This window comes from Sphingomonas pseudosanguinis (assembly GCF_014196255.1).
Taxonomy (GTDB): domain Bacteria; phylum Pseudomonadota; class Alphaproteobacteria; order Sphingomonadales; family Sphingomonadaceae; genus Sphingomonas; species Sphingomonas pseudosanguinis.
Window position 1 is genome coordinate 659,601 of record NZ_JACIDH010000001.1, and the last position, 26,711, is coordinate 686,311.

The following is a 26,711-nucleotide window of genomic DNA, read 5'->3' on the forward strand; positions in this document are numbered from 1 at the left end:
TGAAAATCCCCCATGGTATGGCCACCCGGACGCAATATTGCGTCACAACGATTGTGGTTGTCATCTTCGATCGACATCGCTAGGGCTGTCGACGGGCCACGCGGTCCCAACGCCGCGCGTGCTCTCTGTGAGGAGAGTCTTAAATGACTGATACGACTGCCGCTGACGCCACTCTTGCGCCCGCGAAGCCCGCCACCAAACCGGCGCGTCCCTATTTTTCCAGCGGCCCCTGCGCCAAGCCTCCCGGTTGGGAAGCAGCCAAGCTCGCGACGGACAGCCTCGGCCGTTCGCATCGCTCGAAGATCGGCAAGCAGCGGCTGCAATATTGCATCGACCTGATGCGCGAGCTGCTGAAGCTCCCCGACACCCACCGTATCGGCATCGTCCCCGGCTCCGACACCGGCGCGTTTGAGATGGCGATGTGGACCATGCTGGGCGCGCGTCCCGTCACCACGCTGGCCTGGGAAAGCTTCGGCGAGGGCTGGGTGACCGACGCGGTCAAGCAGTTGAAGCTCGACCCCAATGTCCTGCGCGCCGATTACGGCCAGATCGCGGACCTGGATGCGGTCGACTGGTCCAACGACGTGCTCTTCACCTGGAACGGCACCACCAGCGGCGTGCGCGTGCCGAACGGCGATTGGATCGCCGACGACCGCGAGGGCCTGTCCTTCGCCGATGCGACCAGCGCGGTGTTCGCCTATGACCTGCCCTGGGACAAGATCGATGTCGCGACCTTCTCGTGGCAGAAGGTGCTGGGCGGCGAGGGCGCGCATGGCGTCCTGATCCTCGGCCCCCGCGCCGTCGAGCGTCTCGAAACCTACACCCCCGCCTGGCCGCTGCCCAAGGTGTTCCGCCTGGTGTCGAAGGGCAAGCTGGCCGAGGGCGTGTTCAAGGGCGAGACGATCAACACGCCGTCGATGCTGGCCGTCGAGGACGCGATCTTCGCGCTCGAATGGGGCAAGGGCCTGGGTGGCGCGGAGGCGCTCATCAAGCGCTCGGACGCCAATGCGGCGGCGTTGAACAAGATCGTCGAAGAGCGCGACTGGCTCGGCCATCTCGCCGCTGATCCGGCGATCCGTTCGACCACCAGCGTCTGCCTGACGGTCGAGGGCGCGGACGAGGCGGTCATCAAGAAGATGGCCTCGCTGCTCGAAGCCGAAGGCGCGGCCTATGACGTGGCGGGTTACCGCGACGCGCCGGCGGGTCTGCGCATCTGGTGCGGCGCCACGGTCGAGACCGCCGATATCGAGGCGCTCGGCCCCTGGCTCGACTGGGCCTACGCCACCGCCAAGGCGGCCTGATCCTTATTCTTCCCCCGGCCAGCGGGCCGGGGACCTTCCCCATTCCACAACCCCGGCCGTGCCGGGGTGACGAGGTGAACCATGCCCAAAGTTCTCATCAGCGACAAAATGGACCCCAAGGCCGCCCAGATCTTCCGCGAGCGCGGGGTCGAGGTCGACGAAATTACCGGCAAGACGCCCGACGAGCTGAAGGCGATCATCGGCCAGTATGATGGTCTTGCGATTCGTAGCTCGACCAAGGTCACCAAGGACATCCTGGAGCACGCGACCAATTTGAAGGTCGTGGGCCGCGCCGGGATCGGCGTCGACAATGTCGACATCCCCGCCGCCAGCGCCAAGGGTGTGGTGGTGATGAACACGCCGTTCGGCAACTCGATCACCACCGCCGAACACGCCATCGCGCTGATGTTCGCGCTCGCCCGCCAGCTGCCCGAGGCCGATGCCTCGACGCAAGCGGGCAAGTGGGAGAAGAACCGCTTCATGGGCGTGGAACTCACGTCCAAGACGCTGGGCCTGATCGGCGCGGGCAATATCGGCTCGATCGTCGCCGACCGTGCGCTGGGCCTGCGGATGAAGGTTGTCGCCTTCGATCCGTTCCTGACGCCCGAGCGCGCGCTGGAAATGGGCGTGGAGAAGGTCACGCTGGACGAACTGCTCGCCCGCGCCGACTTCATCACGCTGCACACGCCCTTGACCGACCAGACCCGCAACATCCTGTCGGCGGAGAATCTTGCCAAGACCAAGAAGGGCGTGCGGATCATCAACTGCGCGCGCGGCGGCCTGATTGACGAGGACGCGCTGAAGGCGGGGCTCGACTCGGGGCATATCGGCGGCGCGGCGCTCGACGTGTTCAAGGTTGAACCGGCCAAGGAAAGCCCGCTGTTCGGCACGCCCAACTTCATCTCGACCCCGCATCTGGGCGCGTCGACCACCGAAGCGCAGGTCAATGTCGCGATCCAGGTCGCCGAGCAGCTGGCGGATTATCTCGTCTCGGGCGGCGTCACCAACGCGCTCAACATGCCGAGCTTGACGGCCGAGGAAGCGCCCAAGCTGAAGCCCTATATGGCGCTGGCGGAAAAGCTGGGCAGCCTGGTCGGCCAGCTGGCGCACGGCGCGGTCACCGGTATCGCAATCGAGGCGGAGGGTGCCGCTGCTGCGCTCAACCTCAAGCCGATCACCGGAGCGGTGCTGGCGGGTTTCATGCGCGTCCATTCGGACACGGTGAACATGGTCAACGCGCCGTTCCTCGCCAAGGAGCGGGGCCTCGACGTGCGCGAAGTGCGCCATGACCGCGAGGGCGATTACCACACGCTGGTCCGCGTGACGGTGACGACGGCGGACGGCGAGCGCTCGGTCGCGGGCACGCTGTTCGGCGATCAGGCCCCGCGCCTGGTCGAACTGTTCGGTATCAAGGTCGAGGCCGATCTGGCCGGGCCGATGCTCTATGTCGTCAACGAGGACGCGCCGGGCTTCATCGGTCGCCTCGGCACCACGCTGGGCGAGGCGGGCGTCAATATCGGCACCTTCCACCTCGGCCGCCGCTCGGCGGGCGGTGAAGCGGTGCTGCTGCTCTCGGTCGACGAAGCGGTGGATGCGGAGCTGCTGGCCAAGGTCAAGGCGCTGCCGGGCGTGAAGACCGCGATGGGTCTGGCGTTCTGAACCTTTGAAGACGGCGATGCCCCCTCTCCGTGGGTGGAGAGGGGGCATAACCCTACGATGCCCAGAGGAAGCGCACCGAACTCATCGCGAGCGCGAAGAAGAAGGCATAGCCGAAGCGATCGAGCGCCACGAGCGGCGCGCCTTTGCGGACCTTCTTTCTGGCCAGAAACCACATGATCCCTCCCGCCGTGACGGGCGTGATGACGAGGTTGGCCATACGCAGCCACTCGTTCTGGATCATCAGCGCAGGCACGAGCAGCAGGCTGATCCCGCCCGCCATGCCACCCAGCAGAATATAGCCGAGCGTCTTGCGCAGCGGGCTCGCTGGCCTCGAAAACGGCGCGCCAAGGGCATGGACGCCCAGCTTTACGAGGAACTCGCCGATGAGCTGCAACAAAATCTCGCCGACAAACTGCAGGACGACCTCGAGCAGCACTTCCATTTGTCCATCCCCCGCCGGCTAGCTTCGGCCATCGTGCGTGGCGAAACGGCGGTCGTCCAGCGTGGACGTCGTGCTCAGGCTTTCGTGATTGCGAAACCAGTGCCGAGCGCCACCGCAGCGATGGCCAGCAGGATGAAGACGATCATCACCGCCCCGTCGCGCACCATCAGGGCGAGCCCGAAGGTCGCGATCGCCGCCATCGGCGCGGTCGTCGCGAGCGGCAGGAGTTCGAGCGGCGGCACCGTCAGCGCGAGCAGGATGCACGCCACCGCCGCGACGCGGACGAACGGCCCCTTGGTCAGCGCAGGCAGCCGTCCGTGGAACCAGCGATCCGCCCAGGCGGCGGGCTTTTTGGCCTTGTCGACGATCTTGCACACCGTTTTGCTCGCCAGCGAACGGCGGGCGAGAAACTCCGGCACCCAGAGATGATCGCGCCCCAGCGCCAGTTGCACCGCGATCAGGATGATGATCGCCGCCAGGATCGTAGGCAGCCCGGGGATCGACCCGACCGGCGAGATGTCGATCAGCGCGGGTAGGAGCAGGAACGGTCCGAACGAGCGTCCGCCGATCGCCTCGATCACATCGCCCAGTTTGACCCGATCCTGCTTGTCGGCAAGATCCTTCAAAATCTTGAGAATGTCTTCGATGCTGCTGGGGGCGTCCGACATCATGGGCAAACGGCATCGCGGCGATCGGGTTCCGCCGGCCGCCATGCCGTCCGGCGCGCCATGCGGGGCGAACGAGGTTGACGCGGTGAGGCCGGACGGCCAAGCACCCCGTCGAACACCGTCCGTTTCATGGATCAGGCCCGATGACCGCGCTCCTTCCCGAAGGCTATCACGACCGTCTTCCCCCCTATGCCGATGCCGCCGCATCGGTCGAGGCGCGGGTGCTGGAGGCGGCGCGGCTGCATGGTTATGAGCGCGCCGATCCGCCGTCGATCGAGTTCGCCGAGGCGCTGGGTTCGCGGTTGAAGGCGGGGGGGCTGCATGACGCGGTGCGCTTCGTCGATCCGGTGTCGCAGCGTACGCTCGCCATCCGGCCCGACCTGACCGCGCAGGTGGCGCGGATCGCGGCCACCCGGATGGGCCACCATCCGCGTCCCGTGCGGCTGTCCTATGCGGGCACCGTCGTCCGCCTGCGCGGCTCCGAACTGGCGCCCGCGCGCGAGTGGCGGCAGATCGGGGCGGAGCTGATCGGGCTCGACTCGACGGCGGCGGCGACCGAAGTGGTGCGCGTGGCGGTCGAGGCTTTGGTCGCGGCGGGCACGACCGGCATTTCGATCGACTTCACGCTGCCCGATCTGGTCGACCTGCTCGCCGCCGGGCCGCTGCCCGTCGCGGCCGATCAGGTGGCGGCCTTGCGCGACCGGCTGGATGCCAAGGATGCGGGCGGGGTCGCGGCGATTGCGCCCGCCTATCTGCCGCTGGTCGAGGCGGCGGGACCGTTCGCGAGCGCGATGGAGCGTCTGCGTGCCTTCGACACGCAAGGCGTGCTCGCCAGCCGCCTCGATGCACTGGAGGCGATCGCGGCCGCGCTGGGGGAGGGGGTGTCGATGACGCTCGACCCGACCGAGCGGCATGGGTTCGAGTTCCAGAGCTGGCTGGGTTTCTCGCTGTTCGTCGCCGGTCCCCCGCGCGAAGTCGGGCGCGGCGGCACCTACACCATCTTCCACGAGGATGGCGCCGAGGAAAAGGCCACCGGCTTCTCGCTCTACGCCGACGCGATCGTTGCGACCGCCCCGCCGACCGAGCGGCGGCGGCTGTTCCTGCCCTTCGGCACCGTGCCTGAAACGGGCGCATCGCTCCGGGGGCAGGGCTGGGTGACGGTGCAGGCGCTGGAGGACGGCGACACGCCCGAGGCGCAGCTCTGCACCCATATCCTCGACAACGGCCAACCGCGCGCCATCGCCGGTTGACATACGGGGCCGCGTCCCGCTAGGCGCGCCCCGCACATTATTGGAAACCCCCATCCGCCGAGTCCTGTCGAAGGGCGCATGGGGTCCGTCCGGCAGGCGGAGCATAGCATTCATGGCAAATGTAGCAGTCATCGGCGCGCAATGGGGCGACGAAGGCAAGGGCAAGATCGTCGACTGGCTGGCCGAGCGTGCCGATATGGTCGTCCGCTTCCAGGGCGGGCATAACGCAGGCCACACGCTGGTCGTCGGCGAGAATGTCTACAAGCTGTCGCTGATTCCCTCGGGCATCGTGCGCGGCACCCCCAGCGTCATCGGCAACGGTGTCGTCCTCGATCCCTGGGCGTTGAAGGCTGAGATCGAGCGTCTCGGCGAACAGGGCGTGCACGCCAGCCCCGAGACGCTGCGCATCGCCGACAACTGCCCGCTGATCCTGCCGATCCACCGCGACCTGGACGGTCTGCGCGAGGACGCCAGCGGTGCGGGCAAGATCGGCACCACGCGGCGCGGTATCGGCCCGGCCTATGAGGACAAGGTCGGTCGCCGCGCGATCCGCGTATGCGATCTGGCGCATCTGGACGATCTGGGTCCTCAGCTCGACCGCCTGTGTGCGCACCACGACGCGCTGCGCGCCGGGTTCGGCGAGCCGCCGGTCGATCGCGAGCGGCTGCTGGCCGATCTGCGTGAGATCGCGGCTTTCGTCCTGCCCTTCGCCAAGCCGGTGTGGCGCGACCTCAACGAGGCGCGCAGCGGCGGCAAGCGCATCCTGTTCGAGGGCGCGCAGGGCGTGTTGCTCGACATCGATCACGGCACCTATCCCTTCGTCACTTCGTCCAACACCATTGCGGGTGCGGCGGCGGGGGGCTCGGGCCTGGGGCCGTCGGGCGTCGGCTTCGTGCTGGGTATCGCCAAGGCGTACACGACCCGCGTCGGCTCCGGCCCTTTCCCGACCGAGCTGGAGGATGAAACCGGCCAGCGGCTGGGCGAACGCGGGCATGAGTTCGGTACCGTCACGGGCCGCAAGCGTCGCTGCGGCTGGTTCGACTCGGTGCTGGTGCGCCAGTCGGCGGCGGTCGGCGGCATCACCGGCATTGCGCTGACCAAGATCGACGTGCTCGACGGGTTCGACGAGGTGAAGATCTGCGTCGGTTACACGCTGGGCGACGAGACGCTTGACTATTACCCGACCCATGCGGCGGATCAGGCCAAGGTCGTCCCCGTCTATGAGACGATGGAAGGCTGGCAGGAATCGACGGCGGGCGCGCGGAGTTGGGCCGATCTGCCTGCGCAGGCGATCAAGTATATCCGGCGGATCGAGGAGCTGATCCGCTGTCCCGTGGCGCTGGTGTCGACCAGCCCGGAGCGCGAGGACACGATTTTGGTTCGCGATCCGTTTGCGGATTAATCTTCGAGGCCCCGGCGGAAGTCGGGGCCTTTTTTGTTTGAGGGTTTCCCTTGGCCTTCGACTTCGCTCAGGCTGAACGGAGCGGGGGAATGGCCCTTCGCAACCTCCGTTCGACCCGGACGGATTTCAGTACTGACTTCCGTTCAGCCTGAGCGAAGTCGAAGGCCACGCCCCGAACCCAAACAAAAGGCCCGACCGCTCACGCGACCGGGCCTTTGCCGTAGTGACGAACCCGAAAGGGTTACATGCCGCCGCTGCTACCCGGGGGCGTGGTGGTGCCGCCAGTAGTGCCGCTACCCATCGAACCGCTGGTCGTCGGATCGCTGCCGAGCGTGCCGCTGCCCGTGGTCGTCGACGAACCCGTCGTATCCGGCATGGTCGACGGCGTGTTGACCGTGCTGTCGGGCGTGGTGGTCCGGCTGCGGTTCTTGCTACGCGTCGTCGAGCGGGTGGTGGTGCTCGGCGTCGTGGTCATCGTGTCGGGCTGACCCATGGTGGTCTGGCCCGGCATGGTTCCGGTCTGTCCCGGCATCTGCCCGGGCATCGTCTGGCCGGTCGTGGTGCCGGTCTGGCCCGACATGCCACCCGTGGTGCCGCCAGTCATCTGCGCGAAACCCGCAGCCGGGATCAAAAGGGCACCGGCTGCGATCACATGCATATAACGCATCGAATCTCTCCTGCTTTGTTCTCGTAATAGTTAACGAGACAGGAGAACGTCCGTTCCTCTAGTTAACCACATTGACCGCGATGAAGCAACGCCTGATCGGCTAAAACCAGTGCGACCATCGCTTCGACCACCGGAACGCCGCGAATGCCGACGCAGGGGTCATGGCGGCCCTTGGTGGCGATCTGCGTCTCCTCGCCGGTGCGGGTGATGGTGTCGACCGGGGTCAGGATCGAGCTGGTCGGCTTGAACGCGACGCGCATCGTGACGGGCTGGCCGGTGGCGATGCCGCCCGCGATGCCGCCCGCATGATTGGCCAGGAAGCGCGGGCCGCCATTGCCGGCGCGCATCGGATCGGCATTCTGCTCGCCGGTCAGCGCGGCGGCGGCGAAACCGTCGCCGATCTCGAAGCCCTTGACCGCATTGATGCTCATGCACGCCGAGGCAAGTTCGCTGTCCAGCTTGGCATAGAGCGGCGCGCCCCAACCGGCGGGCACGCCGGTCGCTTCACAGGCGACGACCGCGCCGACGGAGGAGCCGGACTTGCGCGCACTGTCGACGATCGCTTCCCAGCGTTCGGCCGCCGCCGCGTCGGGGCAGAAAAAGGGGTTGGCGTCGATCTGCGCATCTTCGAACGCGTCATAGTCGATCCGGTCGCCGCCGATCGACTCGACCCAGGCGCGGATACGGACCTGCGGAATCACCGCGCGCGCGACCGCGCCCGCCGCCACCCGTGCGGCCGTCTCGCGCGCCGAGGAGCGTCCGCCGCCGCGATAGTCGCGGAAACCATATTTGGCGTCATAGGCATAATCGGCATGGCCGGGGCGATAGGCCAGCGCGACGTTGGAATAGTCCTTGGACCGCTGGTCGACATTCTCGATCATCAGGCTGATCGGGGTGCCGGTCGTTTTCCCTTCGAACACGCCCGACAGAATGCGAACCTGATCGGGCTCGCGGCGCTGGGTGGTGAAGCGGTTGGTGCCGGGACGGCGCTTGTCGAGCCAGGGCTGGATGTCCTCTTCGGACAGCGCAATGCCCGGCGGGCACCCGTCGACCACCGCACCCAGCGCGGGCCCGTGGCTCTCGCCCCAGGTGGTGAAGCGGAACAGGCGGCCGAAACTATTGAAGCTCACGCAGCGTCTCCCAGCCGGGCAAAGGCCGGCGCATGTGTGGCGGCCCCGCGCACGCCGCAGGGGATCAGGCCGCCCTGGAGCGGGGCAGCGAGGAAATACTCCCCCGCATAGGGGCTGTTGAAACCGTTCGCGACATCGGCGGCGAAACCGAACCGGCCGTAGAAGGCGGGATCGCCGAGCGCGAAGCAGAGCACGACGCCTTCCTTCTCCAGCCGTTCCAGTCCGGCGGCGACCAGTGCCTCGCCGACGCCCTGCTGTCGCCACTCGCGCGCGACCGCAATGGGGGCGAGCGCGACCGAATTGATCGGTTTGCCGCCGATTTCGACGGCCATACGGCTGAACGCGATCGCGCCGATCAGGGCGTCCGTGGCCTCGTCGATCGCGACCAGCATCAGCACCATGTCGCCCTCGACGCACAGGTCGCGGACCAAAGCGGCTTCGGCGGGGGCGGGGAAGCTGGCGACGAGCAGCGCGTCGAGCGCGGCGACGTCGGCCCCTTGCGCGGGGCGGATGGTGATGGTCATCGCAGGATTCGTCGAATGCTGAACGTGCCAAGGGCCGCAATGGCGACGGACCCAATTGTCCACCACCAGTAATGGTCGGTGCCGCGACCCATGTTCTGTCCAAAGATGCCGATAGAGAACACGAAGGGTATCGTAACCCAGTCAGACTTTCTCTGTATGCGGTCCAGGCCGAAAGCATTGGCGACGAACATAATCATCACCAATGCAACCGCCGTCAGTCCCGCATGTAGTAAAGCCTGTTCAAGCAAGCGCGATGTCCGGCGCGTCCTCGGCCTTCATGCCGATGACGTTGTAGCCTGCGTCAACATGGTGGATCTCACCCGTCACGCCCGACGACAGGTCGGACAGCATGTAGAGGCCCGCGCCGCCCACATCCTCGATCGTCACGGTCCGGCGCAGCGGCGAGTTCAGCTCGTTCCACTTCAGGATATAGTTGAAGTCGCCGATGCCGCGCGCGGCCAGCGTCTGGATCGGGCCGGCCGAGATGGCGTTGACGCGGATATTCTCCGGACCCAAGTCGACCGCAAGATATTTCACGCTGGTCTCCAGCGCCGCCTTGGCCACGCCCATGACGTTATAATGCGGGATGACCTTTTCCGCGCCATAATAGGTCAGCGTCAGGATCGAGCCGCCCTCGGGCATCATCGCCCGCGCGCGCTGGGCGACGGCGACCAGCGAATAGGCCGAGATGTTCATGGTCATCAGGAAATTGTCGAGCGTCGTGTCGTAATAACGCCCGCGCAGCTGCGACTTGTCCGAAAAGCCGATGGCGTGAACCACGAAGTCGATCGTCGGCCACTCCGTCTTCAGGTCGGCGAACAAATTGTCGAGCGACTCCATCTCGGAGACGTCGCAATCGAACAGGCGCGCCACGCCCAACTGTTCGGCCAGCGGGCGGACCCGCTTTTCCATCGCCGCGCCCTGATACGAAAAGGCGAGCTCCGCGCCCGCCTCCGAAAGCTGCTTGGCGATGCCCCAGGCCAGCGATTTGTCATTGGCCAGGCCCATGATGAGCCCCCGCTTGCCTGCCATCAATCCGTTCACGCCGTTACCGCTCCTGCCGGTTCACTTCCATCAATCGCCCTCTCTAGCGCCGGTTCGGGGGGTTCCGCCAGTGCCGCGTTCAAATGCGCACCGAAAACCAGCCCCAGGCCGATCAGATAGAAGAACAACAGCATCACGACGACGCCCGCCAGGCTACCATAGGTCATGTCATAACCGCCCAGCTGCGACAGCACCCAGGGGAGCAGCGCGGTCATGCTGACCCACCAGGCGGCGGTGAACAACGCCCCCGGCCATTTGCGACATTCGCTTTCGCGATATTTGGCCGGGGTGACCGAATAGAAGAGCAGATACAGCGCTCCGAACATCACCACGCCGGGGATCAGCCGCGACAGCCCGACCCAGCCCGCCACGTCCTGCGAGAAGGGGACAAGACGATAAATGAACTGTTCGGCCGCGGTCAGGACGCCGGCGACGAGGAAGGACAGCAGCGCGACGATGACCGATGCGATCATGACCAGCGTCGAGGACAGCCGCGATTTCCAGAAGGCCGCCGTCGCCTTCACGCCGTAAGCGCGGTGGAAGATGTCGCGGATCGTCTCGATGAAACCGCCGACCGTCCACAGGCCGACCAACCCGCCCAGCCACAGCAGCGAGCCCGTCCGCGCCGCCAGCACATCGGCGATGGGTTTGCGCAACAAATCGCTGACATCGGGGGGCAGGACGTGGAGGAAGCTCTCCACCGCATGCTGCGTCTCGTTGCTTTGTCCGAACAGCGACAGGAGTGCCGCCGTCGTGATGAAGAACGGAAACAGCGTCATCAACGCCAGATAGGCGAGGTTCCCGGCATGGATGAACCCGTCGTTGAACACACCCAGGCTGGTCCGCTTCAACACCTCGAAGGCATAGGAGCCGGGACCGACCTTGGCGATCTGCCGGTCCAGCCGCTGGCGGGCCCTGCCGGGGTGATGGGCGCGTTCTTCAGGGGTCAGGCCGTTCGCATCGCTCATGGAACGATCAGACGCCCATGGCGGCCCTCGGGTTCCTGCCGTCGGTCCATTCGGCGGCGAAGCGTTGCAGCGCGGCATCATCGGCGGGAATGTCGATGATCAGGGTGATCAGCTGATCGCCGCGCCCGCCATCCTTCTTGTGAAAGCCCTTGCCCTTCAGGCGCAGCGTCTTGCCCGAACTGGTGCCCTTGGGCACGGTCAGCATGACCGGACGCTCGACCGTCGGCGCCTTCACCTGCCCGCCGAGCACCGCCTCGGTCAGCGAGATGGGCAGGTCGAGGCGCACGTCGTCGCCGTCGCGGGTGAAGAAGGGATGCGGGCTGACCTCGATCGTCACGATCGCGTCGCCCGCACCGCCCAGGCCCGGCTCGCCCTTGCCGCCGAGCCGCATCTGCGTACCCGTCTCGACCCCGGCGGGCAGCTTCAGATCGATCGTCTTGCCATCGCCCAGCGTCACCCGCTGCGGGCTGAGCGTGGCGGCGTCGATGAAGGGGACCTTCAGCGCATAGGCGATGTTGGCGCCCTTGGGGGCCTGCCGGCGACCGCCGCCAAAGCCACCGAAACCGCCCGAAAAGCCGCCGCGCCCGGCCCCGCCGAACATTCCCTCGAAGATGTCGGACATGTCGGCGCCCTCGCCGCCGAAATCGAATTGCTGGCGGAACCCGCCACCCCCGGCGCCCGGGCGCGGACCACCGGCCCCGCCGCCAAAGCCGAAGGGCGAGGCGGGATTGCCGTCGCCATCGATCTCGCCGCGATCGAACCGGGCGCGCTTGTCCTTGTCGTTCAGCAGGTCATAGGCGTTGGTGACCTGGCTGAACTTCTCCGCCGCCTTGGGATTGTCCTTGTTGCGGTCGGGATGCAGTTCCTTCGCCAGCTTGCGATAGGCTTTCTTGATATCGGCTTCGCTGGCCGTGCGGCTCACGCCCAGCGTCTGATATGGATCGGCCACTCTGTTCCCCGTTGGCAGTGTATTACCTTTCCATGTGGGGAAGTCCGCGCCGGAGCGCAATCCGTTGCCCATGCGTTGAGCCATGACAAAGGAGACGGATCATGACCCAGCCGATGCAAGCCGTGGATAAGGATGGGAAGAAGGGCGCGCCGGACGGCGTGTCGGATGCGCCGGGCAAACATGGCGGCGAAAGCCAGGGTGGCGGCTATGAAGGCGTGCCAGAGCGGGAAGGCGACTTCCATGGCGGCCAGAGCGGGGCAGCGTACCATGGCAAGGGTGGCCATCCGGACCCGGACAAGGACAATCCCAATGCGGTGACCGAGGAGGGCTGACCCCACCCCGCCCGCTCCGTTCGCACTGAGCGAAGTCGAAGTGCACGCCCCGCGCTTAGCCGCGAGCGTTTTCACTTGGCCTTCGACTTCGCTCAGGCTGAACGGAAGGGGGGATGATTTTACCCCGCCACCATCTCCTCCAACGGCGCGACGTCGACGCTGACGTCCATCTTCTGCGCGCCCGAGCCCAGCACCACGCCATCGACCGGCGCAATCTCGGCATAGTCGCGGCCGACCGCGACGATGATATGGTCGCCCGCCATCCAGATGCCGTTGGTCGGATCGACCCCGACCCAGCCCGCTTGCGGCCCGCCCCAGATCAGCACCCAGGCATGGGTCGCGTCCGCCCCCACGAGCCGGGCCTGTCCCGGCGGCGGCAGGGTGCGGATATAGCCCGAGGCATAGGCCGCCGGGATGCCCGCCGCGCGAAGCCCCGTGATCATGATCTGGGCAAAATCCTGGCACACGCCGCGCCGCTGGCGGAAGGCTTCGGCCGGGGGCGTGTCGACCAGCGTGGCGGTGGGGTCGAACGCGAATTCGCGCTGGATACGGTTCGCCAGCGCGAAGCCCGCCTCCAGCGCGCCGCGGTCGGGCGACAGGTCGGCGGCGCACCACTCGGCGATGGCGGGGTCGAGCGGGATGAGGGGCGAGGGGAAGATGTAATTGGCCGGACTCGCCGCCGACAGATCACGGCTGCTCCGGGCGAGTGCGGACACGTCGGCCAGCGTCGGGTCGCTCGGCGACGGCATCGGCACCGGCCGGTCGACGACCATGCGCGCACGGCTCTCGATGGTCAGGCTGCGCACCGGGCGATCGACGACCAGCCGGGTGACATGCGCCAGCCCCGCCTCGGCATGGGCGGCACGGGTGCGGCCGACCGGCTCGACGATCAGGTCGTAGCTTTCCAGCGTCTGGCCGGGCCAGTCGATGGGCTTCAGCCGTAGATTGCAGCGCGCATATTTGACCTGGGCGCCATAATCGAAGCGGGTGATATGGCGGATGTCGTAGATCATGCGAGCGTCAATCCACCCGCCCGCAAGGGCTCGGCGCCTTGCAAGAAATAGCGCCGGGCGATCGCCTCGGACAACAGGCCCAGCCGCCGCTCGACATCGCCCAGCGTATCGGCGTCGAGCGTCCGCGCGTCCGCAGTTTCGACCGCGGCGCGGATGGCGATCGCCTGCGCCTGTTGCGGCTCGGCCATGTCGTCGTCGGACAGGACCGGCAGGCGCGACAGGCCGTCGGCGATGCGGGCGGTCTGATAGGCGAGCGCACGCGGATTGTTGGGATCGAGCGCGACCAGGTCGACCACCGCGACGCGGGCGAGGCCGGTCGGATAACGCTGGCGATAGCTGATCTGGCTGTTGGCGAGGTCGAGCAGGGTCGACAGATCGTCCGCCGATGCGCCCGCCATGCCGAACAGCCGTGTCGCGCGAGCGACCGCGATGGCGCGCTCCACCCGGCGGCCGAGATCGTGGAAGCGCCAGGCGGTGGTGCGCACCATATGCTCGGCCGACAGTCCTGCGATGGCGGCATAGCGGCGCTGGAGCGAGCCCGCCCGGTCGAGCATCCCGACATGGCTGGGGAAGGGCGCCTCCAGCAGCCGCACCATGTCGGCGGACAGGCGGTCGCGCGAGCCTTCGCTGATCCCGCGCGCCAGCCGGTTGATGCGGGCGACCGAATGAAAGCCCTCATCCTCCATCGCGGTGCGCGCGAACTGGGTGAGTGCGGCGCGGTGCAGGCTGTCGGGATGCGGCGCGGCCCCGCCGCCGGTGATCAGCCCGACCAGCCGCCCGACGGTCCGCGTGTCGAGCGCCGCGCCGCCATCGACATCGATCGAATTGCCGAGCATCACGCGGATCGCCGCGAGCAGCGCCTCACCCCGCTCCAGATAGCGGCCAAGCCAGTAGAAATTGTCGGCCACCCGGCTGGGTAGCGTCCCCGGATTGCGCCGGACGTGCAGCGAGTCGGGCGCGGCGAGCAGCGAGACCGGCGCCACCGGCTCGGCCCCATGGACGCAGACATCGGCGGACCACAGCCCTTCGCCGATCATCGCGGCGGTCGCCTCCGGGTGGTCGCCGATCCGACCGAAACCACCGGGCAGGACGGTCCACCGCCCCTCGCCATCGCGCGCGGCAAAGACGCGCAGCGTGAACGGGCGCGGCGCCAGCTGATCGCCGATGACCACCGGCATGGTCGACAGGCGGACGATCTCCTGCCCGACATAGTCCTGCGGGCGCCGGGCCATGTCGGCGAGCAGCGCGGCGCGCTCGTCGGGCGACAGGCTCGCCCCCGGCCGCGCGCCGGCGGGCAGGCCCAGCGGCCTGGGGCCGAAGGCGGGGGCGATCAGCAGCGTGTCGAGATGATCGGCGACATGCGCGGCCTGGCGCGCGCCGCCGCACCACCAAGTCGCGATATTGGGCAGCCGCAACGCCTCGCCAGTCACATGCCGGGCGAGCGCGGGGAGAAAGGCGGAGACGGCCGGGCTTTCCAGCACGCCCGCACCCGGCGCGTTGGCGATCACCACCTGCCCCTCGACATAGGCGTCGATCAGGCCGGGCACGCCGATCTGCGAATGGCTGTCGAACGCCAGCGGATCGAGCATCCGGGGATCGAGCCGCCGCCACAGCGCGTCGATCCGCTTCAGCCCCGCGACCGTGCGGACATAGACCTGTCCCTCGATCGCGGCGAGGTCCGCGCCCTCGACCAGCAACAGGCCGAGATAGCGCGCCAGATGCGCCTGTTCGGGGTAGCTCGGGTTGAAACGGCCGGGCGTCAGCAGCCCGATCCGCGGATCGGCGCGACGGCATTGTGCGGAGAGGCCCGCGCGGAAGGCGGCGAAGAAGGGCGCGTGCCGCTGTACGTTCAGCCGGTTCTGCAAACCGCCCAAGGTCCGGCTGACCGCCAGCCGGTTCTCCAGCGCATAGCCCGCGCCCGCCGGATTGCGCAGGTGGTCGGCCAACACCCGCCATTCGCCGTCCGGTCCGCGCGCCAGATCGAAGGCGACGAAGCTGAGGTGATGGCCGCCCGGCGGGGTGATCCCGACCATCGGCCGCAGGAAATAGGGGCTGCCCGTCGCCAGCGCGGCGGGGATATGACCATCGGCGACCAGCCGTCCGGGACCGTAGAGATCGGCCAGGATCGTCTCCAGCAGCGCGGCGCGCTGGATCACCCCCGCCTCGATCCCCGCCCATTCCCCGGTGTCGATCAACAGGGGGACGGGCGAGACGGGCCAGGGCCGCTCGTCGGTTTCGCCGATGATGCGAAAGCCGGTGCCGATGTCCGCCGCATGACGCTGCACCCGCTCGCGCGCATGGGCCAGATTGCTGGCGACGGCGGCCAGTTCTTCCAGCATGGCGGCCCAGGCCGGATCGTTCGACCCCGCCATCACGTCCACTCCGGCGGCGGCGCGATAGGCAGTGATCCAGGCGGCGGCCTGGGCGGGGCTATCCTCGGAGGGGTCCATCGGTCGGGGAAAATCGCCGCATTGCGCGAAGGTTGCAACAGGCGATTGGTGATCGGGCGGGATTTGCGGCGTGGGATGCCCGACGCCACATGGCCATTCCCGACATTCCTTCCCTCCTTCCCTGCAAGGAGAGGAATGACCTTACCCGTCGTCAAACGCCCTCCAGACCCTGGCCAGCGTTTCCGATCGCGACATTGGTTTTCCCTTTCCACAGGCGTATGGGCGGGCGCATGGCTGACGATCCCTTTGCCCTGTTCGACATCTGGCTTGCCGAGGCGCGTGCGAGCGAGATCAACGATTACAATGCGATGGCGCTGGCGACGGTCGATGCGCAGCTGCAACCCTCGGTGCGTATGGTGCTGCTAAAGGGCCATGATCCGCGCGGCTTCGTGTTCTACACCAACCGCGAAAGCCGCAAGGCGCAGGAGCTGGGCGAGGGCAGCAGGGCGGCGCTCCTGTTCCACTGGAAGTCGCTACGCCGCCAGATCCGAATCGAGGGGGCGATCTCTCACGTCGATGACGCCGAGTCGGACGCCTATTTCGCCAGCCGGGGTCGCGATTCGCAGTTGGGCGCCTGGGCCTCGGACCAGTCACGCCCGCTCGACGCGCGCGAGACGTTCGAGGCGCGGTTCGAAGAGATGCGCGCCCGGTTCGAGGGCGGCGATGTGCCGCGCCCGCCGCATTGGGGCGGATACCGTGTCACTCCGCAGCGGATCGAGTTCTGGCTCGACCGCGAACACCGGCTGCATGAGCGCCGCGTCTTCACCCGCACCGGCGAGAATGGCTGGGACGAAGGATTGCTGTTTCCGTGACCCAGGACGAACGCAAGAAGGTCATTCCGCTGGCGACCAAGGCGGCGCTGGCCAGCGTCGCGATGGCGCTGTTCCTGCTGGCGCTCAAAGGCTTCGCCGCGTGGCGGACCGGCTCGGTCGCGATGCTGGGGTCGCTCGCCGACACCGCGCTCGATCTGCTCGCCAGCCTGGTGACGCTGTACGGCGTGCGGCTGGCGGCGACCCCGGCCGACCATGACCATCGTTTCGGGCATGGCAAGGCGGAGGCGCTGGCGGCGCTGTTCCAGGTGGCGCTGATCACCGCGTCGGCGGCGGGCATCGCCTGGCGCGCGGTGATGGCGCTGGGCGCGGACAATCCGACCAGCGACGCCGAGTTCGGCATCGGCGTGTCGGTGATCGCGATCCTGGCGACGGTGGTCCTGCTCGCCTATCAGCGCAGTGTCATCCGCCGCACCGGATCGGTCGCGATCCTGGCGGACAATGTCCATTACCAGTCGGACGTGCTGCTCAACGGATCGGTGATCGTCGCGATGGTGCTCGACCAGTATTTCGGCTGGCACGGCGCGGACCCGGTCTTCGGCATCGCCATCGCGCTGTGGCTGGCCTGGGGCGCGTTCCAGGCGTCCTCGACCGCGATCGACCAGCTGATGGACAAGGAATGGCCCGACGATCAGCGCGCGGCCTTCCTCGACGTCGCCGCGCGCCAGCCGGGGCTGAAGGGCATCCACGACTTCCGCACCCGGCGTTCAGGCAGCCACGACTTCGCGCAGTTCCACATGGAGGTCGACCGCGACATGACGGTCGCCGCCGCGCATGACGTGGTCGAGGGCGTCGAGCGCGCGCTGCGCCGCGCCTTCCCCAAGGTCGAGGTGCTGATCCATCTCGATCCCGAGGGCCATGTCGACACCGACAATCCGCTGGTCGAGGCGGACGTCACCCCCCATTGGTTCGGCAAGCGAGTCTATTGATGCGCATTCCCTTCACCCAGGTCGATGCCTTTGCCGATGCCGCGTTCGGCGGGAATCCGGCGGCGGTGATGATGCTGTCGTCGTGGCTCGACGACGCCACGCTGCGGCGAATCGCGCAGGAGAACAATCTGTCCGAAACCGCCTTTCTGGTGCCGGCGGACGGTGGCGAGGCGGATTTCGAGCTGCGCTGGTTCACCCCCGGCGACGAGGTGGAGATGTGCGGTCATGCCACGCTGGCGAGCGGGCATGTCGTTCTGACGTCGGATACGACCCGCGAGCGGGTGCGGTTCGCGACGCGCCATGCCGGGGTGCTGGAGGTGGCGCGCGACGGGCTGGGGTACAGCATGTCCCTGCCCGAACGCACGCCATCGCCCGAGGCGTTGCCGGGCGTGGTCGAGGCGCTGGGCGTGGACGGCGTGGTCGAGACGCTGCGCCATCCGGCGGGCTATGCGGTCGTCGTGGTCGATGATGCGGCCAGGGTGCGGGCCTGCAAGCCCGACTTCCCGGCGCTAGCCAAGGCGGGGCGCTATGTCGTGATCCTGACCGCGCGCGGCGGGGCAGGAGAGGCCGATGTGGTCAGCCGCGTCTTCGTCCCCGCCTTCGCCATCGACGAGGACCCGGTGACGGGCGCAGCGCATGCGGTGCTGACGCCGTACTGGACGCAGGAGCTGGGCCGCGACTCCTTCGTGGCGGAACAGGCGAGTGCGCGCGGTGGGCGTCTGACCTGTCGGTTGGACGGCGACCGGGTGATCCTGGGCGGCGGCTGCGTGACAGTGATCGAGGGGACGTTCCTGCTGCCGTGAGGGTTTCGCGTGGCCTTCGACTTCGCTCAGGCTGAACGGAGCGTAGGATTAGGCCAAATCATCCCGCAGCCGTTCACGCTGAGCGAAGTCGAAGCGCACGCCCCGCATTTGCGGCTTGGCAGAGGATTGAGGCGGTCTCACTCCGCCGCCAGCAATGTCTCCGCCGCCTGCAAGTCCACCGAGACCAACCGGCTGACCCCGCGCTCGATCATCGTTACCCCGAACAAACGGTGCATCCGGCTCATCGTCACCGCATTATGCGTGACGATCAGATAGCGCGTATCGGTCTCGCGCGTCATCCGGTCGAGCAGTCCGCAGAACCGGTCGATATTGGCGTCGTCCAGCGGCGCATCGACCTCGTCCAGCACGCAGATCGGCGCGGGGTTGGTCAGGAACAGCCCGAAGATCAGCGCGACCGCCGTCAGCGCCTGTTCGCCGCCCGACAACAGCGTCAGCGACTGGAGCCTTTTGCCCGGCGGCTGCGCCATGATCTCCAGCCCGGCCTCCAGCGGATCGTCCGAATCAATCAGCGCCAGATGCGCCGAGCCGCCATCGAACAGCGTCGCGAACAGCGTTTGGAAATGGCCGTTCACCGCCTCGAACGCCGCCAGCAGCCTTTGCCGCCCCTCGCGGTTGAGCAGCCCGATCGAGCCGCGCAGCCGCGTCACCGCCTGCGCCAGATCCTCGCGCTCGGCGGCATTGGCGATACCGGCGGCCTCCAGTTCGGCCAACTCGCGCTCAGCGACCAGATTGACCGGGCCGATGCGTTCGCGGTCGGCGGAGAGCTTTTCGTGCAGGCCCCCTTCGACCTGGGGCGAGCCGACGCTGGCCGCCTCGAACGCCAGCCGTTCGGGCAGCACCGGCGCGGGACAGGCGAAGCGCTCGCCCGACACGCGGCCCAGTTCGACCCGGCGCAGTTCATGATTTTCCACCCGCGCCAGCGCCCCCGCACGCGCTTCGCGCGCGGCGGAGAGCAGGGCATTGGCGCCGGCATGCGCGGCCTCGGCGGCGCGAAGCGCGCGCTCGGCGTCGGCCTCCTCCGCCTGGGTCCGCTCGGCATCGGCGCGCGCGGCGTCATGCGCGGCGGCGAGCGTCGCGATCTCCTCGGCGAGCTGTGCGGGGCGATCGGCGAGCGCGGCGGCCTCGGCGGCGAGCGTCGCGGCGCGCGCATCCATCTCGGCGATCCGGCCTGCCGCCTGACCCTCGCGCTGGTCCCAGCTCTCCGCCTCGGTCGTCGCCGCCTCCAGCCGGTCGCGGGTCTGGGCCAGACTGCGGTCGAGCGTCGTCCGCTCGGACCGGGCCAGCGCCACGGCGGAGCGCGCCAGCTGCGTCTCGGTCTGGAGCCGCGCCGTCTCCGCCGCGCTGGCCGAACCGTCGGGCAGCGCCTCCAGCGCGGCGGCGGCGCGTTCGCATTCGGCCAGCGCCTCGTCCATCTCGGCAGCGATACGCTCGGCCCGGGTGGCGAGGTCGGCGCGCTGGCCGGCCAGCCGTTCGACCTGCGCCTGGGCGCGATCCTCCGCCCGTTGCGCGTCGCGGTGCGCGGCCTCCGCCTTGGCCAGCAGCGCGCGTGCACTGGCGGCGGCCAGGCGCGCGCGGGCGATACGGTCGTCGATCGCGGCGCGCGCCTCGGTGGCGACGCGCAGGCTGGTCTCCACCGCCGGCCGTTCGGCCTCCAGCTTGGCCAGCCGATTGCGCCGCTCCATCCGCTCGGCCGCCGCCGCGCCGCCGCCTTCGCCGATATAGCCGTCCCAGCGCCGCAGCCGCCCTTCGCGGGTAACCAGTCGCTGTCCGACCGCCAGCGCCTGTCCCGAATCGGCTTCGACCAGGAAAATCTGCGACAGCCGCCGGGCGAGCGTCGGCGGCGCCTTGATCCGCGCGCCGAGCGACAGCGTCCCGACCGGCGCGGGCGGATCATCCTCCGCCATCTCCGAGCCGTGCCAGTCGGCCAACGGCGTATCCAATTCGTCGCCCAGCGCGGCGGCGAGGGCGCGTTCGAACCCCGGCTCGGCCTGCACCTCGTCCAACAAACGGTCGCCGCCCTTGCGCTCGGTGGCGCGGATCAGCGTCGCGACTTCGGCGTCCAGCGCGGCGAGCGCGGCGATCGCCTGTGCCCGTGCGGTCTCCGCCGCATCGCGCTCGGCGGTGGCGGTCAATTCGCTTTCCTCGGCCCAACCGAGCGCGGCGCGCGCCTTGTCGGCATCGATGCGCGCGGCGGCCTGGGTGGCGATGGCGGCTTCGCGCTGTGCCTCCTGATCGGCCATGTCGGGCAGCGCGGCGATGGCGGCGGCGACCCCGCGCGCGTCGCGTTCCGCACGTTCGTGGCGACCGCGCGCCGCCGACAGCGCGCCCTCGGCGATCCGGCGTTCGGCCGCCTCGGCGGCTTGGGCGGACAGCGCCTTGGCCAGCGCGATCTCGGCATCGCGGTTCCGGCTTTCCGCCTCCGCCAGCAGCGCGTCGAGCCGGGGCATGGCCTGTTCGGCATGGGCGATGCGGGCGTTCAGGTCCTCGCGCTCGTCGGCCAAGCGGCGGATCGCGGCGGCGGCGTCATGCGCCAGCGCATCCTCGCGCGCGCGATCCTCGTCGATGCGGGTGCGCGTGGCGGCCAGTTCCTCGATCCGGCGTTGCAGGCCGTGGCGGCGGTCGCGCGCGCGGGACAGCGCATGGCCCGCCTCGCTTAGGGCATCGCGGGCGGCGAGTGCGGCGGCGCGGGTACGCGCGGCGAGCGCGACCGCCTGTTCCTGTGCCTCCGCCGTGCTGCGCTCGGTGGCGGTGGTCGCCTCCACCTGCGCCTCGGCAACGGCGGCTTCAGCCTTGGCGGTGGTCGCGGCGGCGGCGGCATCGCGCCAGCGGGCGAAGATCATCCGCCCCTCGGCTACCCGGATCTGGTCGGACAGCAGGCGATAGCGTTCGGCCGCGCGTGCCTGTCGCCGCAAGGCAGCGACGCGCGCGTCCTGATCGGCGATCGCCTCGTCCAGCCGCGCCAGATTGGCCTCGGTCGCGCGCAGTCGCGTTTCGGCATCGCGGCGGCGGACGTGCAGGCCCGAGATGCCGGCGGCTTCCTCCAGCATGGCGCGGCGCTCGGCCGGCTTGGCGGCGATGACCGCGCCGATCCGGTTCTGGCTAACGAGCGCGGGCGAATGCGCGCCGGTCGCGGCATCGGCGAACAGCAGCGCCACGTCCTTGGCCCGCACGTCGCGGCCGTCGATCCGGTAGGCCGAGCCCGCGCCGCGTTCGATCCGGCGGACGATCTCGGTTTCCTCGCCCTCGCGCTCGGCCAGGATCGTGACCTCGGCGAAGTCGCGCGGCGGGCGGGTGGCGGTGCCGGCGAAGATCACGTCTTCCATACCGGCGCCGCGCATCGACCGCGCGCTGTTCTCACCCATCGTCCAGCGCAACGCCTCGAGCAGGTTCGACTTGCCGCAGCCATTGGGCCCGACAACGCCGGTCAGCCCCGGTTCGATGACCAGATCGGCCGGATCGACGAAGCTCTTGAAACCCGAAATGCGAAGCCGCTTGATCTGCACGGACCCGGTCGCTGCCCTCACGTCGATACGTGGTTAATCGATAGCGAATGGGGGGGGATTGTCGAGGGGGGCGTCGACACAAGTCGCACGCGGTATCCGGCGGCGATCTACCGCGCCGGTCCTTCGCGCGCGACGAGGCTGTCGCGAAGAAGGACCATGCTGGAGACTGCGCTGATCAGCGTGAGGGCAAAGCCGATGGCCTCCGGCATCCCATCGCCGCTATCGATCGCCAGCGCCAGGACGGCGCCCGCGATGACGACACAGAGGAGCATGGCCGGTTTCCACCAGCGGACGGGCCGGGGTTCGAACCGCGCCAAGCCGGTCGACCACCAGACCGCCGGGAGCATCAGTATCCAGTAGAGCGGATTGGTGCGCGCCTGATACTGGCTGCCCTCCACCAGCAGACCGATCAGCATGACGGATGCCGCGATCGCGGCGAGCGCCGCCATCCCCGCCGCCCAGTTGGAGCGGGGGTCTTTGCGGAGCCGTTGCCAATAGTCCTTGTCCCGACGCATCATCGACCTCGTCCAGCCGCTTTCCCGCCATTCGAACCATCTACGACCGATGACGGGCAGGGAGCCGATCGCATATTGTCGTGTTTCCGGACCATGAAGTGCAAGCTGCTCCTGCTCTGTCTGCTGGCATCGTGCGGTTCGCAAGAGCGCGAGGTGTGGACATCGGTCGCGATGGACGGGCGGCGACGATCCGGTTTTGAGATCGTCACGCAGGACGGACAGATCGTTGCGGGGTTTGACGGCTGCAACCGATGGGCCGTGTCCGCGCAAAAGGATATGATCAACACCGAGCTGGAAGAGTGCGCATCCGATCCGCTGCGGGCGGCCTATTGGGCTCTGGTACGGGATGGAGGGGCAAAGCCGGTACGCCAGGAGCGCCAGCTTCTGTTGCGACGAAGCGGCCATCAAGGGATATTCATCCCCAAGCAATAGGTGCGGTCAGCCGCCAGGCGAGTGTTGGCCTAAGGGTGGATCGACATTCATCCTGTTCCTCCCCTGGAAGGGGAGGGGGACCATCCAAAGGATGGTGGAGGGGTGCCCCCGGTCGGGGATGCGGCTCAACCTCTCAGACCAAGACACCCCTCCGTCAGGCCTTTCGGCCTGCCACCTCCCCTTCCAGGGGAGGAAGGAGATGAATGTCGATCCGGCCGTCTTAGCTGAAGCGTTCCAGACCGAATGGGGTCAGCGACACCGCTGTCGCATCCCCCTCCAGCATCCCCGCGACCAGCTCCCCCGTAATCGGCGCCAGCGTCAGGCCGAGATGGTTGTGCCCGAAGGCATAGGACACCCCCCGCACGCCCGGCACCCGGCCGATGGCGGGCAGATAGTCCGGCAAGGTCGGGCGTGCGCCCATCCAGGGCTTGGCGTCCTCGCCGATCGGCAGGCCGAGCGCCGCGATGTGGTGGCGCAGGCGGTTCCACTTGGCCGGGTCGGGCCTGGCCTTGGCGCGCGCGAATTCGACGATACTGGCGGCGCGTAAGCCCCCGGCGAAGCGGGTGACGATCATCGAGCGATCCTCGAACACCACCGGGGGCAGGTCGGCGGGCCAGTCGACCTGGGGGCCGGTCTGCAGGTGATAGCCGCGCTCGGCGATGATCGGGGCTTTCAGGCCGAAGGGGCGGAGTAGCGTGGCGCTCGCCACGCCCGCCGTCACGACGATCTCGCGTGCCGACAGGCGGCGGTCGTCGGTCAGGCGGACCTCGCCGTCGCCGATCGCTGCGACCCGACCGGTCAGCAGCGTGCCGCCGTCCGCCAGGAAGCGCGTCCGTGCGATGTCGGCGAGCTGGGTCGGGTCGGCGATCTGGCCGCTGCCCTCGAAGCGGATGCCACCCGCGATCGGGCTGGCGATCCGGCTTTGCCATTGCGCCAGCTCCGCCTCGGTCAATGCCCGGAAACGTGCTGTGCCGGTGTCCGCCGCCTGCCAGCCGGCCAGTCCGCATGCGGCGCTCTCGGGCGTTTCCCACAGCACGACATGCCCGTCCTCGCGCAGCAATCCGGGGGTGTCTAGCGCCGCGACATGCCGCCGCCAGGCGGGCATCGCCTCCGCCAGCAGCGCGGCCAGCGCGGTATGTGCCCGCGCATAGCGATCCGCACGCGCCGCCCCCAGCAGTCGCAGCGCGAAGGGCAGCCAGGTCCCGATCTCACGCGGTGGAAGCGCCAGCGCACCGCCCCGGCAGAACAGCCTGCCGGCAAAGCCGCGCACCATCTTGGGCGAAGCGATCGGCTCGGCCTGTTCGGTGGCGATATGACCGGCATTGCCCCAGGATGCGGCGCGGGGGTTCTCTTCCGCCTCGACCAGCGTCACCGTCCAGCCGCGCCGTTGCAGCATCAGCGCGGTCGTCATCCCCACGACGCCGCCGCCGATGATCAGCGCGGTTCGATCGGACATGGAGGGAGACGCATTTTCCGGCTTGGGCATATGCCATATGATACCGTATACGGATTGTGTAGCAAGGAAATCCCGATGACGACACCGACGATCCGCCACACCTTTTTCTGTATCGACGGCCATACCGCCGGCAATCCCGTCCGGCTGGTAGCGGGCGGTGCGCCGCTGCTGCGCGGGGCCAGCATGGCCGAACGGCGGCTGGATTTCCTCGAACGGTTCGACTGGATTCGCACCGGGCTGTGCTTCGAGCCGCGCGGGCATGACATGATGTCGGGCGGCTTCCTCTATCCGCCGTGCGAGGCCGACAGTGACGCGGCGATCCTGTTCATCGAGACCAGCGGCTGCCTGCCGATGTGCGGCCACGGTACGATCGGCATGATCACCTTCGGCCTGGAAAACGGCCTGATCACCCCGCGTGAGCCGGGCAAGCTGAAGGTGGAGGTGCCGGCGGGCACCATCCATATCGAATATGAGAAGCAGGGCGCGAAGGTCACGGCGGTGCGCATCCGTAACGTGCCCGCCTATCTGGCGGCCGAGGGGATCGAGATCGACGTGCCGGGCTTCGGCCCGCTGACGCTGGATGTCGCCTATGGCGGCAACTATTATGCCATCGTCGAGCCGCAGGGGGCCTATACCGGCCTCGACGATCTGGGCGCGTCGCGGCTGGTGGAACTCAGCCGCACGATCCGCGAACTGGTGCGCGAGAAGTTCGAGCCGGTGCACCCGCTCGAACCCTCGATCCGGGGGGTCAGCCATGTGCTCTGGGCCGACAAGCCCTCGGCCGAGGACGCCGATGGCCGCAACGCGGTCTTCTATGGCGAGCGGGCGATCGACCGGTCTCCGTGCGGCACGGGCACCTCGGCGCGCCTCGCGCATCTGGCGGCGAAGGGGCGGCTGAGCGTCGGCGACCGCTTCGTCCATGAAAGCTATATCCGCAGCCGCTTCATCGGCCGGGTCGAGGAAGCGACCGAACTTGGCGGGCAGGCGGCGATCGTCCCGTCGATCCAGGGTTCGGCGGTGTCGACCGGCTTCAACACCATCTGGATCGATCGTGAGGACCCGTTCTGGGCCGGGTTCACGGTGGTGTGAACCCCTACAGCCGTTCAGCCTGAGCGAAGTCGAAGGCCGAGGGAAGGCGCTTCGACTTCGCTCAGCGCGAACGGTTCGGGATTGGCTCAGCCCAGATCGTCGATCGCGGGCTGGGGCTCGGTGAACCAGGCGGCGCCCGTCTCGGTCACGTAAAAGTGATCCTCCAGCCGCACGCCGAAGCGTTCGGGCACGACGATCATCGGCTCGTTGGAAAAGCACATGCCCGGCGTCAGCGGCGTCGTGTCGCCGCGCACCAGATAGGCGGGCTCATGGATCGACAGGCCGATGCCGTGGCCGGTGCGATGCGGCAGGCCGGGCAGGCGATAGTCGGGGCCGAGGCCCGACCGGTCGAGCACCGCGCGCGCGGCATAGTCGACCGCCTCGCAACGTACACCCGGGCGGACGGCGGCGAGGGCGGCGGCCTGGGCTTCCTTCTCGATGTCCCAGATGCGGCGGACCTCGTCGCCGACATCGCCGAACGCATAGGTGCGGGTGATGTCGCTGTGATAGCCGTCGATCAGCGTGCCGGTGTCGACCAGCACGACATCCCCGTCGCGCAGCACATCGTCCTGCGGCAGGCCATGCGGGAAGGCGGTCGAACGGCCGAACTGCACCGCGCAGAAATAATTGCCGGTCGACGCGCCCAGCGCGCGGTGCGCGGCGTCGATGAAGCGGATGACGTCGGACGCGCGAATGCCCTCATGCAGGATACGCGCGGCGCGGCGATGCACCTCCAGCGTGATGTCCATCGCCTGTTGCATCAGCGCGATTTCGGCCGGCGACTTGATCATGCGGCACCCGTCGACGACCGGTGCGCCGCTGACCAGCGCGACGCCGGGTGCTGCGGCGCGGATACGCTCGACGAACAGGAAGGCCATCGCCGGATCGATGGCGAGCGTGGTCGCGCCCGCCGCCCTCAGCGCGTCGGCGACCAGCGCGGAGGGGCTTTCATCCTCCTCCCAAAGCCGGATGTCGGTGGCGGGGATGGACAGGCTCGCCTCGAACGATCCCAGTTCGAAAGCCGGGCAGATGAAGATCGGATCGCCCGCGATCGGCAGGAGCATCGCGACCAGCCGCTCGGTCGCGCCCCAGGCGACGCCGGTGAAGTAACGCAGGCTCGCACCCGCGCCGATCAGCAGCGCATCGGCGCCCATCTGGCCCATCCGTTCGCGCGCACGGTCGATGCGGCGGGCGCGTTCCTCGGCGCTGATGACGGGGGCGGGGTTGGCCCAGGGCGACAGGCTCGCCAGTTCGCGCTCCGCAGTCGATCCGCCGATCATCCCTGCCATGTCATTCGCTCCGTTTCGTATACGGTTGCGGCTCTAGCGTGGAAT

The 26,711-nt window shown here is 68.4% G+C and carries 25 protein-coding genes; 10 read left to right on the plus strand and 15 right to left on the minus strand.

Annotation, left to right across the window (positions count from 1 at the left end):
* The first annotated feature begins 143 nt into the window (after positions 1–143).
* Positions 144–1,301, plus strand: a complete 1,158-nt coding sequence (locus GGR48_RS03090; RefSeq protein WP_183950409.1) for a phosphoserine transaminase — start codon at positions 144–146, stop codon at positions 1,299–1,301.
* Between the two features lie 81 nt (positions 1,302–1,382).
* Positions 1,383–2,960: a phosphoglycerate dehydrogenase gene (gene serA / locus GGR48_RS03095; protein WP_183950410.1), complete on the plus strand. Its 1,578-nt coding sequence runs from the start codon at positions 1,383–1,385 to the stop codon at positions 2,958–2,960.
* A gap of 52 nt (positions 2,961–3,012) precedes the next feature.
* Here serA and GGR48_RS03100 read toward each other — a convergent pair whose 3' ends face one another.
* The gene (locus GGR48_RS03100; RefSeq protein ID WP_183950411.1) at positions 3,013–3,402 is read right to left on the minus strand and encodes a hypothetical protein; all 390 of its coding nucleotides are present in this window, start codon (positions 3,400–3,402) and stop codon (positions 3,013–3,015) included.
* A gap of 74 nt (positions 3,403–3,476) precedes the next feature.
* Entirely contained in the window at positions 3,477–4,073 is a 597-nt protein-coding gene (locus GGR48_RS03105; protein ID WP_240456170.1) for an exopolysaccharide biosynthesis protein, read from the minus strand.
* 140 nt (positions 4,074–4,213) lie between these two features.
* Between GGR48_RS03105 and GGR48_RS03110 the strand changes: the two genes are divergently transcribed.
* Together GGR48_RS03110 and GGR48_RS03115 are read left to right on the plus strand one after the other, a co-directional pair.
* Positions 4,214–5,320, plus strand: coding sequence for an ATP phosphoribosyltransferase regulatory subunit (locus GGR48_RS03110; protein ID WP_183950412.1), 1,107 nt, complete (start codon positions 4,214–4,216; stop codon positions 5,318–5,320).
* Between the two features lie 112 nt (positions 5,321–5,432).
* Positions 5,433–6,722: an adenylosuccinate synthase gene (locus tag GGR48_RS03115; protein ID WP_183950413.1), complete on the plus strand. Its 1,290-nt coding sequence runs from the start codon at positions 5,433–5,435 to the stop codon at positions 6,720–6,722.
* A 241-nt stretch (positions 6,723–6,963) separates the two neighbouring features.
* Here the strand turns inward: GGR48_RS03115 and GGR48_RS03120 are convergent, their stop codons facing one another.
* The 7 genes from GGR48_RS03120 to GGR48_RS03145 all read right to left on the minus strand — a co-directional run bounded on the left by GGR48_RS03120 (position 6,964) and on the right by GGR48_RS03145 (position 12,004).
* A complete protein-coding gene (locus tag GGR48_RS03120) occupies positions 6,964–7,389 on the minus strand; it encodes a hypothetical protein (protein ID WP_183950414.1) in 426 nt (141 codons plus the stop codon).
* A gap of 62 nt (positions 7,390–7,451) precedes the next feature.
* Positions 7,452–8,519, minus strand: a complete 1,068-nt coding sequence (gene aroC, locus GGR48_RS03125) for a chorismate synthase (protein WP_183950415.1) — start codon at positions 8,517–8,519, stop codon at positions 7,452–7,454.
* Positions 8,516–9,043, minus strand: coding sequence for a GNAT family N-acetyltransferase (locus GGR48_RS03130; protein WP_183950416.1), 528 nt, complete (start codon positions 9,041–9,043; stop codon positions 8,516–8,518). The genes aroC and GGR48_RS03130 overlap by 4 nt, the downstream gene beginning before the upstream one ends.
* Positions 9,040–9,240: a hypothetical protein gene (locus tag GGR48_RS17895; protein WP_206362545.1), complete on the minus strand. Its 201-nt coding sequence runs from the start codon at positions 9,238–9,240 to the stop codon at positions 9,040–9,042. The genes GGR48_RS03130 and GGR48_RS17895 overlap by 4 nt, the downstream gene beginning before the upstream one ends.
* A 43-nt stretch (positions 9,241–9,283) precedes the next feature.
* On the minus strand, positions 9,284–10,075 hold the full coding sequence (gene fabI, locus GGR48_RS03135) for an enoyl-ACP reductase FabI (RefSeq protein ID WP_183950621.1): 792 nt from the start codon (positions 10,073–10,075) through the stop codon (positions 9,284–9,286).
* A gap of 8 nt (positions 10,076–10,083) precedes the next feature.
* A complete protein-coding gene (locus GGR48_RS03140) occupies positions 10,084–11,055 on the minus strand; it encodes a YihY/virulence factor BrkB family protein (protein ID WP_183950417.1) in 972 nt (323 codons plus the stop codon).
* Between the two features lie 7 nt (positions 11,056–11,062).
* On the minus strand, positions 11,063–12,004 hold the full coding sequence (locus tag GGR48_RS03145; RefSeq protein ID WP_183950418.1) for a DnaJ C-terminal domain-containing protein: 942 nt from the start codon (positions 12,002–12,004) through the stop codon (positions 11,063–11,065).
* Positions 12,005–12,105: 101 nt separating this feature from the next.
* Between GGR48_RS03145 and GGR48_RS03150 the strand changes: the two genes are divergently transcribed.
* Positions 12,106–12,336, plus strand: a complete 231-nt coding sequence (locus tag GGR48_RS03150; RefSeq protein ID WP_183950419.1) for a hypothetical protein — start codon at positions 12,106–12,108, stop codon at positions 12,334–12,336.
* A 119-nt stretch (positions 12,337–12,455) separates the two neighbouring features.
* On the opposite strand, the gene GGR48_RS03155 is transcribed toward GGR48_RS03150, so the two are convergent.
* Positions 12,456–13,349, minus strand: coding sequence for a transglutaminase family protein (locus GGR48_RS03155; protein WP_183950420.1), 894 nt, complete (start codon positions 13,347–13,349; stop codon positions 12,456–12,458).
* A complete protein-coding gene (locus GGR48_RS03160; RefSeq protein ID WP_183950421.1) occupies positions 13,346–15,799 on the minus strand; it encodes a circularly permuted type 2 ATP-grasp protein in 2,454 nt (817 codons plus the stop codon). The genes GGR48_RS03155 and GGR48_RS03160 overlap by 4 nt, the downstream gene beginning before the upstream one ends.
* Positions 15,800–16,029: 230 nt before the next feature.
* On the opposite strand from GGR48_RS03160, the gene pdxH reads away from it, so the two are divergent.
* Genes pdxH through GGR48_RS03175 form a run of 3 tightly spaced genes read left to right on the plus strand, consistent with a single transcriptional unit; the run spans position 16,030 to position 18,361 of the window.
* Positions 16,030–16,611 (plus strand): pyridoxamine 5'-phosphate oxidase, encoded by a 582-nt coding sequence (pdxH, locus tag GGR48_RS03165; protein WP_183950422.1) that lies wholly within the window; start codon positions 16,030–16,032, stop codon positions 16,609–16,611.
* Positions 16,608–17,558 (plus strand): cation diffusion facilitator family transporter, encoded by a 951-nt coding sequence (locus tag GGR48_RS03170; protein WP_183950423.1) that lies wholly within the window; start codon positions 16,608–16,610, stop codon positions 17,556–17,558. Before pdxH ends, GGR48_RS03170 begins: the two co-directional genes overlap by 4 nt.
* Entirely contained in the window at positions 17,558–18,361 is an 804-nt protein-coding gene (locus GGR48_RS03175) for a PhzF family phenazine biosynthesis protein (RefSeq protein ID WP_183950424.1), read from the plus strand. The genes GGR48_RS03170 and GGR48_RS03175 overlap by 1 nt, the downstream gene beginning before the upstream one ends.
* A 137-nt stretch (positions 18,362–18,498) precedes the next feature.
* Here GGR48_RS03175 and GGR48_RS03180 read toward each other — a convergent pair whose 3' ends face one another.
* Positions 18,499–21,885: an AAA family ATPase gene (locus GGR48_RS03180; RefSeq protein ID WP_183950425.1), complete on the minus strand. Its 3,387-nt coding sequence runs from the start codon at positions 21,883–21,885 to the stop codon at positions 18,499–18,501.
* Between the two features lie 107 nt (positions 21,886–21,992).
* The gene (locus tag GGR48_RS03185; protein ID WP_183950426.1) at positions 21,993–22,403 is read right to left on the minus strand and encodes a hypothetical protein; all 411 of its coding nucleotides are present in this window, start codon (positions 22,401–22,403) and stop codon (positions 21,993–21,995) included.
* Positions 22,404–22,493: 90 nt separating this feature from the next.
* On the opposite strand from GGR48_RS03185, the gene GGR48_RS03190 reads away from it, so the two are divergent.
* Positions 22,494–22,832, plus strand: coding sequence for a hypothetical protein (locus GGR48_RS03190; protein ID WP_183950427.1), 339 nt, complete (start codon positions 22,494–22,496; stop codon positions 22,830–22,832).
* Positions 22,833–23,052: 220 nt separating this feature from the next.
* On the opposite strand, the gene GGR48_RS03195 is transcribed toward GGR48_RS03190, so the two are convergent.
* Entirely contained in the window at positions 23,053–24,288 is a 1,236-nt protein-coding gene (locus GGR48_RS03195) for an NAD(P)/FAD-dependent oxidoreductase (protein ID WP_240456171.1), read from the minus strand.
* A gap of 75 nt (positions 24,289–24,363) precedes the next feature.
* Here GGR48_RS03195 and GGR48_RS03200 point away from each other — a divergent pair, with 75 nt between their 5' ends.
* Positions 24,364–25,377, plus strand: coding sequence for a 4-hydroxyproline epimerase (locus tag GGR48_RS03200; RefSeq protein WP_206362546.1), 1,014 nt, complete (start codon positions 24,364–24,366; stop codon positions 25,375–25,377).
* Between the two features lie 86 nt (positions 25,378–25,463).
* Here GGR48_RS03200 and GGR48_RS03205 read toward each other — a convergent pair whose 3' ends face one another.
* Entirely contained in the window at positions 25,464–26,666 is a 1,203-nt protein-coding gene (locus GGR48_RS03205; protein WP_183950429.1) for a M24 family metallopeptidase, read from the minus strand.
* Between the last annotated feature and the right edge of the window lie 45 nt (positions 26,667–26,711).

What these genes read in the sequence shown, in the direction of transcription:
- GGR48_RS03105 (WP_240456170.1), bottom strand. Translation starts at nt 4,073, where the DNA reads ATGATGTCGGACGCCCCCAGCAGCATCGAAGACATTCTCAAGATTTTG.
- GGR48_RS03090 (WP_183950409.1), top strand. Translation starts at nt 144, where the DNA reads ATGACTGATACGACTGCCGCTGACGCCACTCTTGCGCCCGCGAAGCCC.
- GGR48_RS03150 (WP_183950419.1), top strand. Translation starts at nt 12,106, where the DNA reads ATGACCCAGCCGATGCAAGCCGTGGATAAGGATGGGAAGAAGGGCGCG.
- GGR48_RS03110 (WP_183950412.1), top strand. Translation starts at nt 4,214, where the DNA reads ATGACCGCGCTCCTTCCCGAAGGCTATCACGACCGTCTTCCCCCCTAT.
- GGR48_RS03160 (WP_183950421.1), bottom strand. Translation starts at nt 15,799, where the DNA reads ATGGACCCCTCCGAGGATAGCCCCGCCCAGGCCGCCGCCTGGATCACT.
- GGR48_RS03115 (WP_183950413.1), top strand. Translation starts at nt 5,433, where the DNA reads ATGGCAAATGTAGCAGTCATCGGCGCGCAATGGGGCGACGAAGGCAAG.
- GGR48_RS03205 (WP_183950429.1), bottom strand. Translation starts at nt 26,666, where the DNA reads ATGGCAGGGATGATCGGCGGATCGACTGCGGAGCGCGAACTGGCGAGC.
- GGR48_RS03155 (WP_183950420.1), bottom strand. Translation starts at nt 13,349, where the DNA reads ATGATCTACGACATCCGCCATATCACCCGCTTCGATTATGGCGCCCAG.
- GGR48_RS03190 (WP_183950427.1), top strand. Translation starts at nt 22,494, where the DNA reads ATGAAGTGCAAGCTGCTCCTGCTCTGTCTGCTGGCATCGTGCGGTTCG.
- GGR48_RS03120 (WP_183950414.1), bottom strand. Translation starts at nt 7,389, where the DNA reads ATGCGTTATATGCATGTGATCGCAGCCGGTGCCCTTTTGATCCCGGCT.
- pdxH (WP_183950422.1), top strand. Translation starts at nt 16,030, where the DNA reads ATGGCTGACGATCCCTTTGCCCTGTTCGACATCTGGCTTGCCGAGGCG.
- GGR48_RS03175 (WP_183950424.1), top strand. Translation starts at nt 17,558, where the DNA reads ATGCGCATTCCCTTCACCCAGGTCGATGCCTTTGCCGATGCCGCGTTC.
- GGR48_RS03140 (WP_183950417.1), bottom strand. Translation starts at nt 11,055, where the DNA reads ATGAGCGATGCGAACGGCCTGACCCCTGAAGAACGCGCCCATCACCCC.
- GGR48_RS03200 (WP_206362546.1), top strand. Translation starts at nt 24,364, where the DNA reads ATGACGACACCGACGATCCGCCACACCTTTTTCTGTATCGACGGCCAT.
- GGR48_RS03195 (WP_240456171.1), bottom strand. Translation starts at nt 24,288, where the DNA reads ATGTCCGATCGAACCGCGCTGATCATCGGCGGCGGCGTCGTGGGGATG.
- GGR48_RS03130 (WP_183950416.1), bottom strand. Translation starts at nt 9,043, where the DNA reads ATGACCATCACCATCCGCCCCGCGCAAGGGGCCGACGTCGCCGCGCTC.
- GGR48_RS03100 (WP_183950411.1), bottom strand. Translation starts at nt 3,402, where the DNA reads ATGGAAGTGCTGCTCGAGGTCGTCCTGCAGTTTGTCGGCGAGATTTTG.
- GGR48_RS03185 (WP_183950426.1), bottom strand. Translation starts at nt 22,403, where the DNA reads ATGATGCGTCGGGACAAGGACTATTGGCAACGGCTCCGCAAAGACCCC.
- fabI (WP_183950621.1), bottom strand. Translation starts at nt 10,075, where the DNA reads ATGGCAGGCAAGCGGGGGCTCATCATGGGCCTGGCCAATGACAAATCG.
- GGR48_RS17895 (WP_206362545.1), bottom strand. Translation starts at nt 9,240, where the DNA reads ATGATTATGTTCGTCGCCAATGCTTTCGGCCTGGACCGCATACAGAGA.
- serA (WP_183950410.1), top strand. Translation starts at nt 1,383, where the DNA reads ATGCCCAAAGTTCTCATCAGCGACAAAATGGACCCCAAGGCCGCCCAG.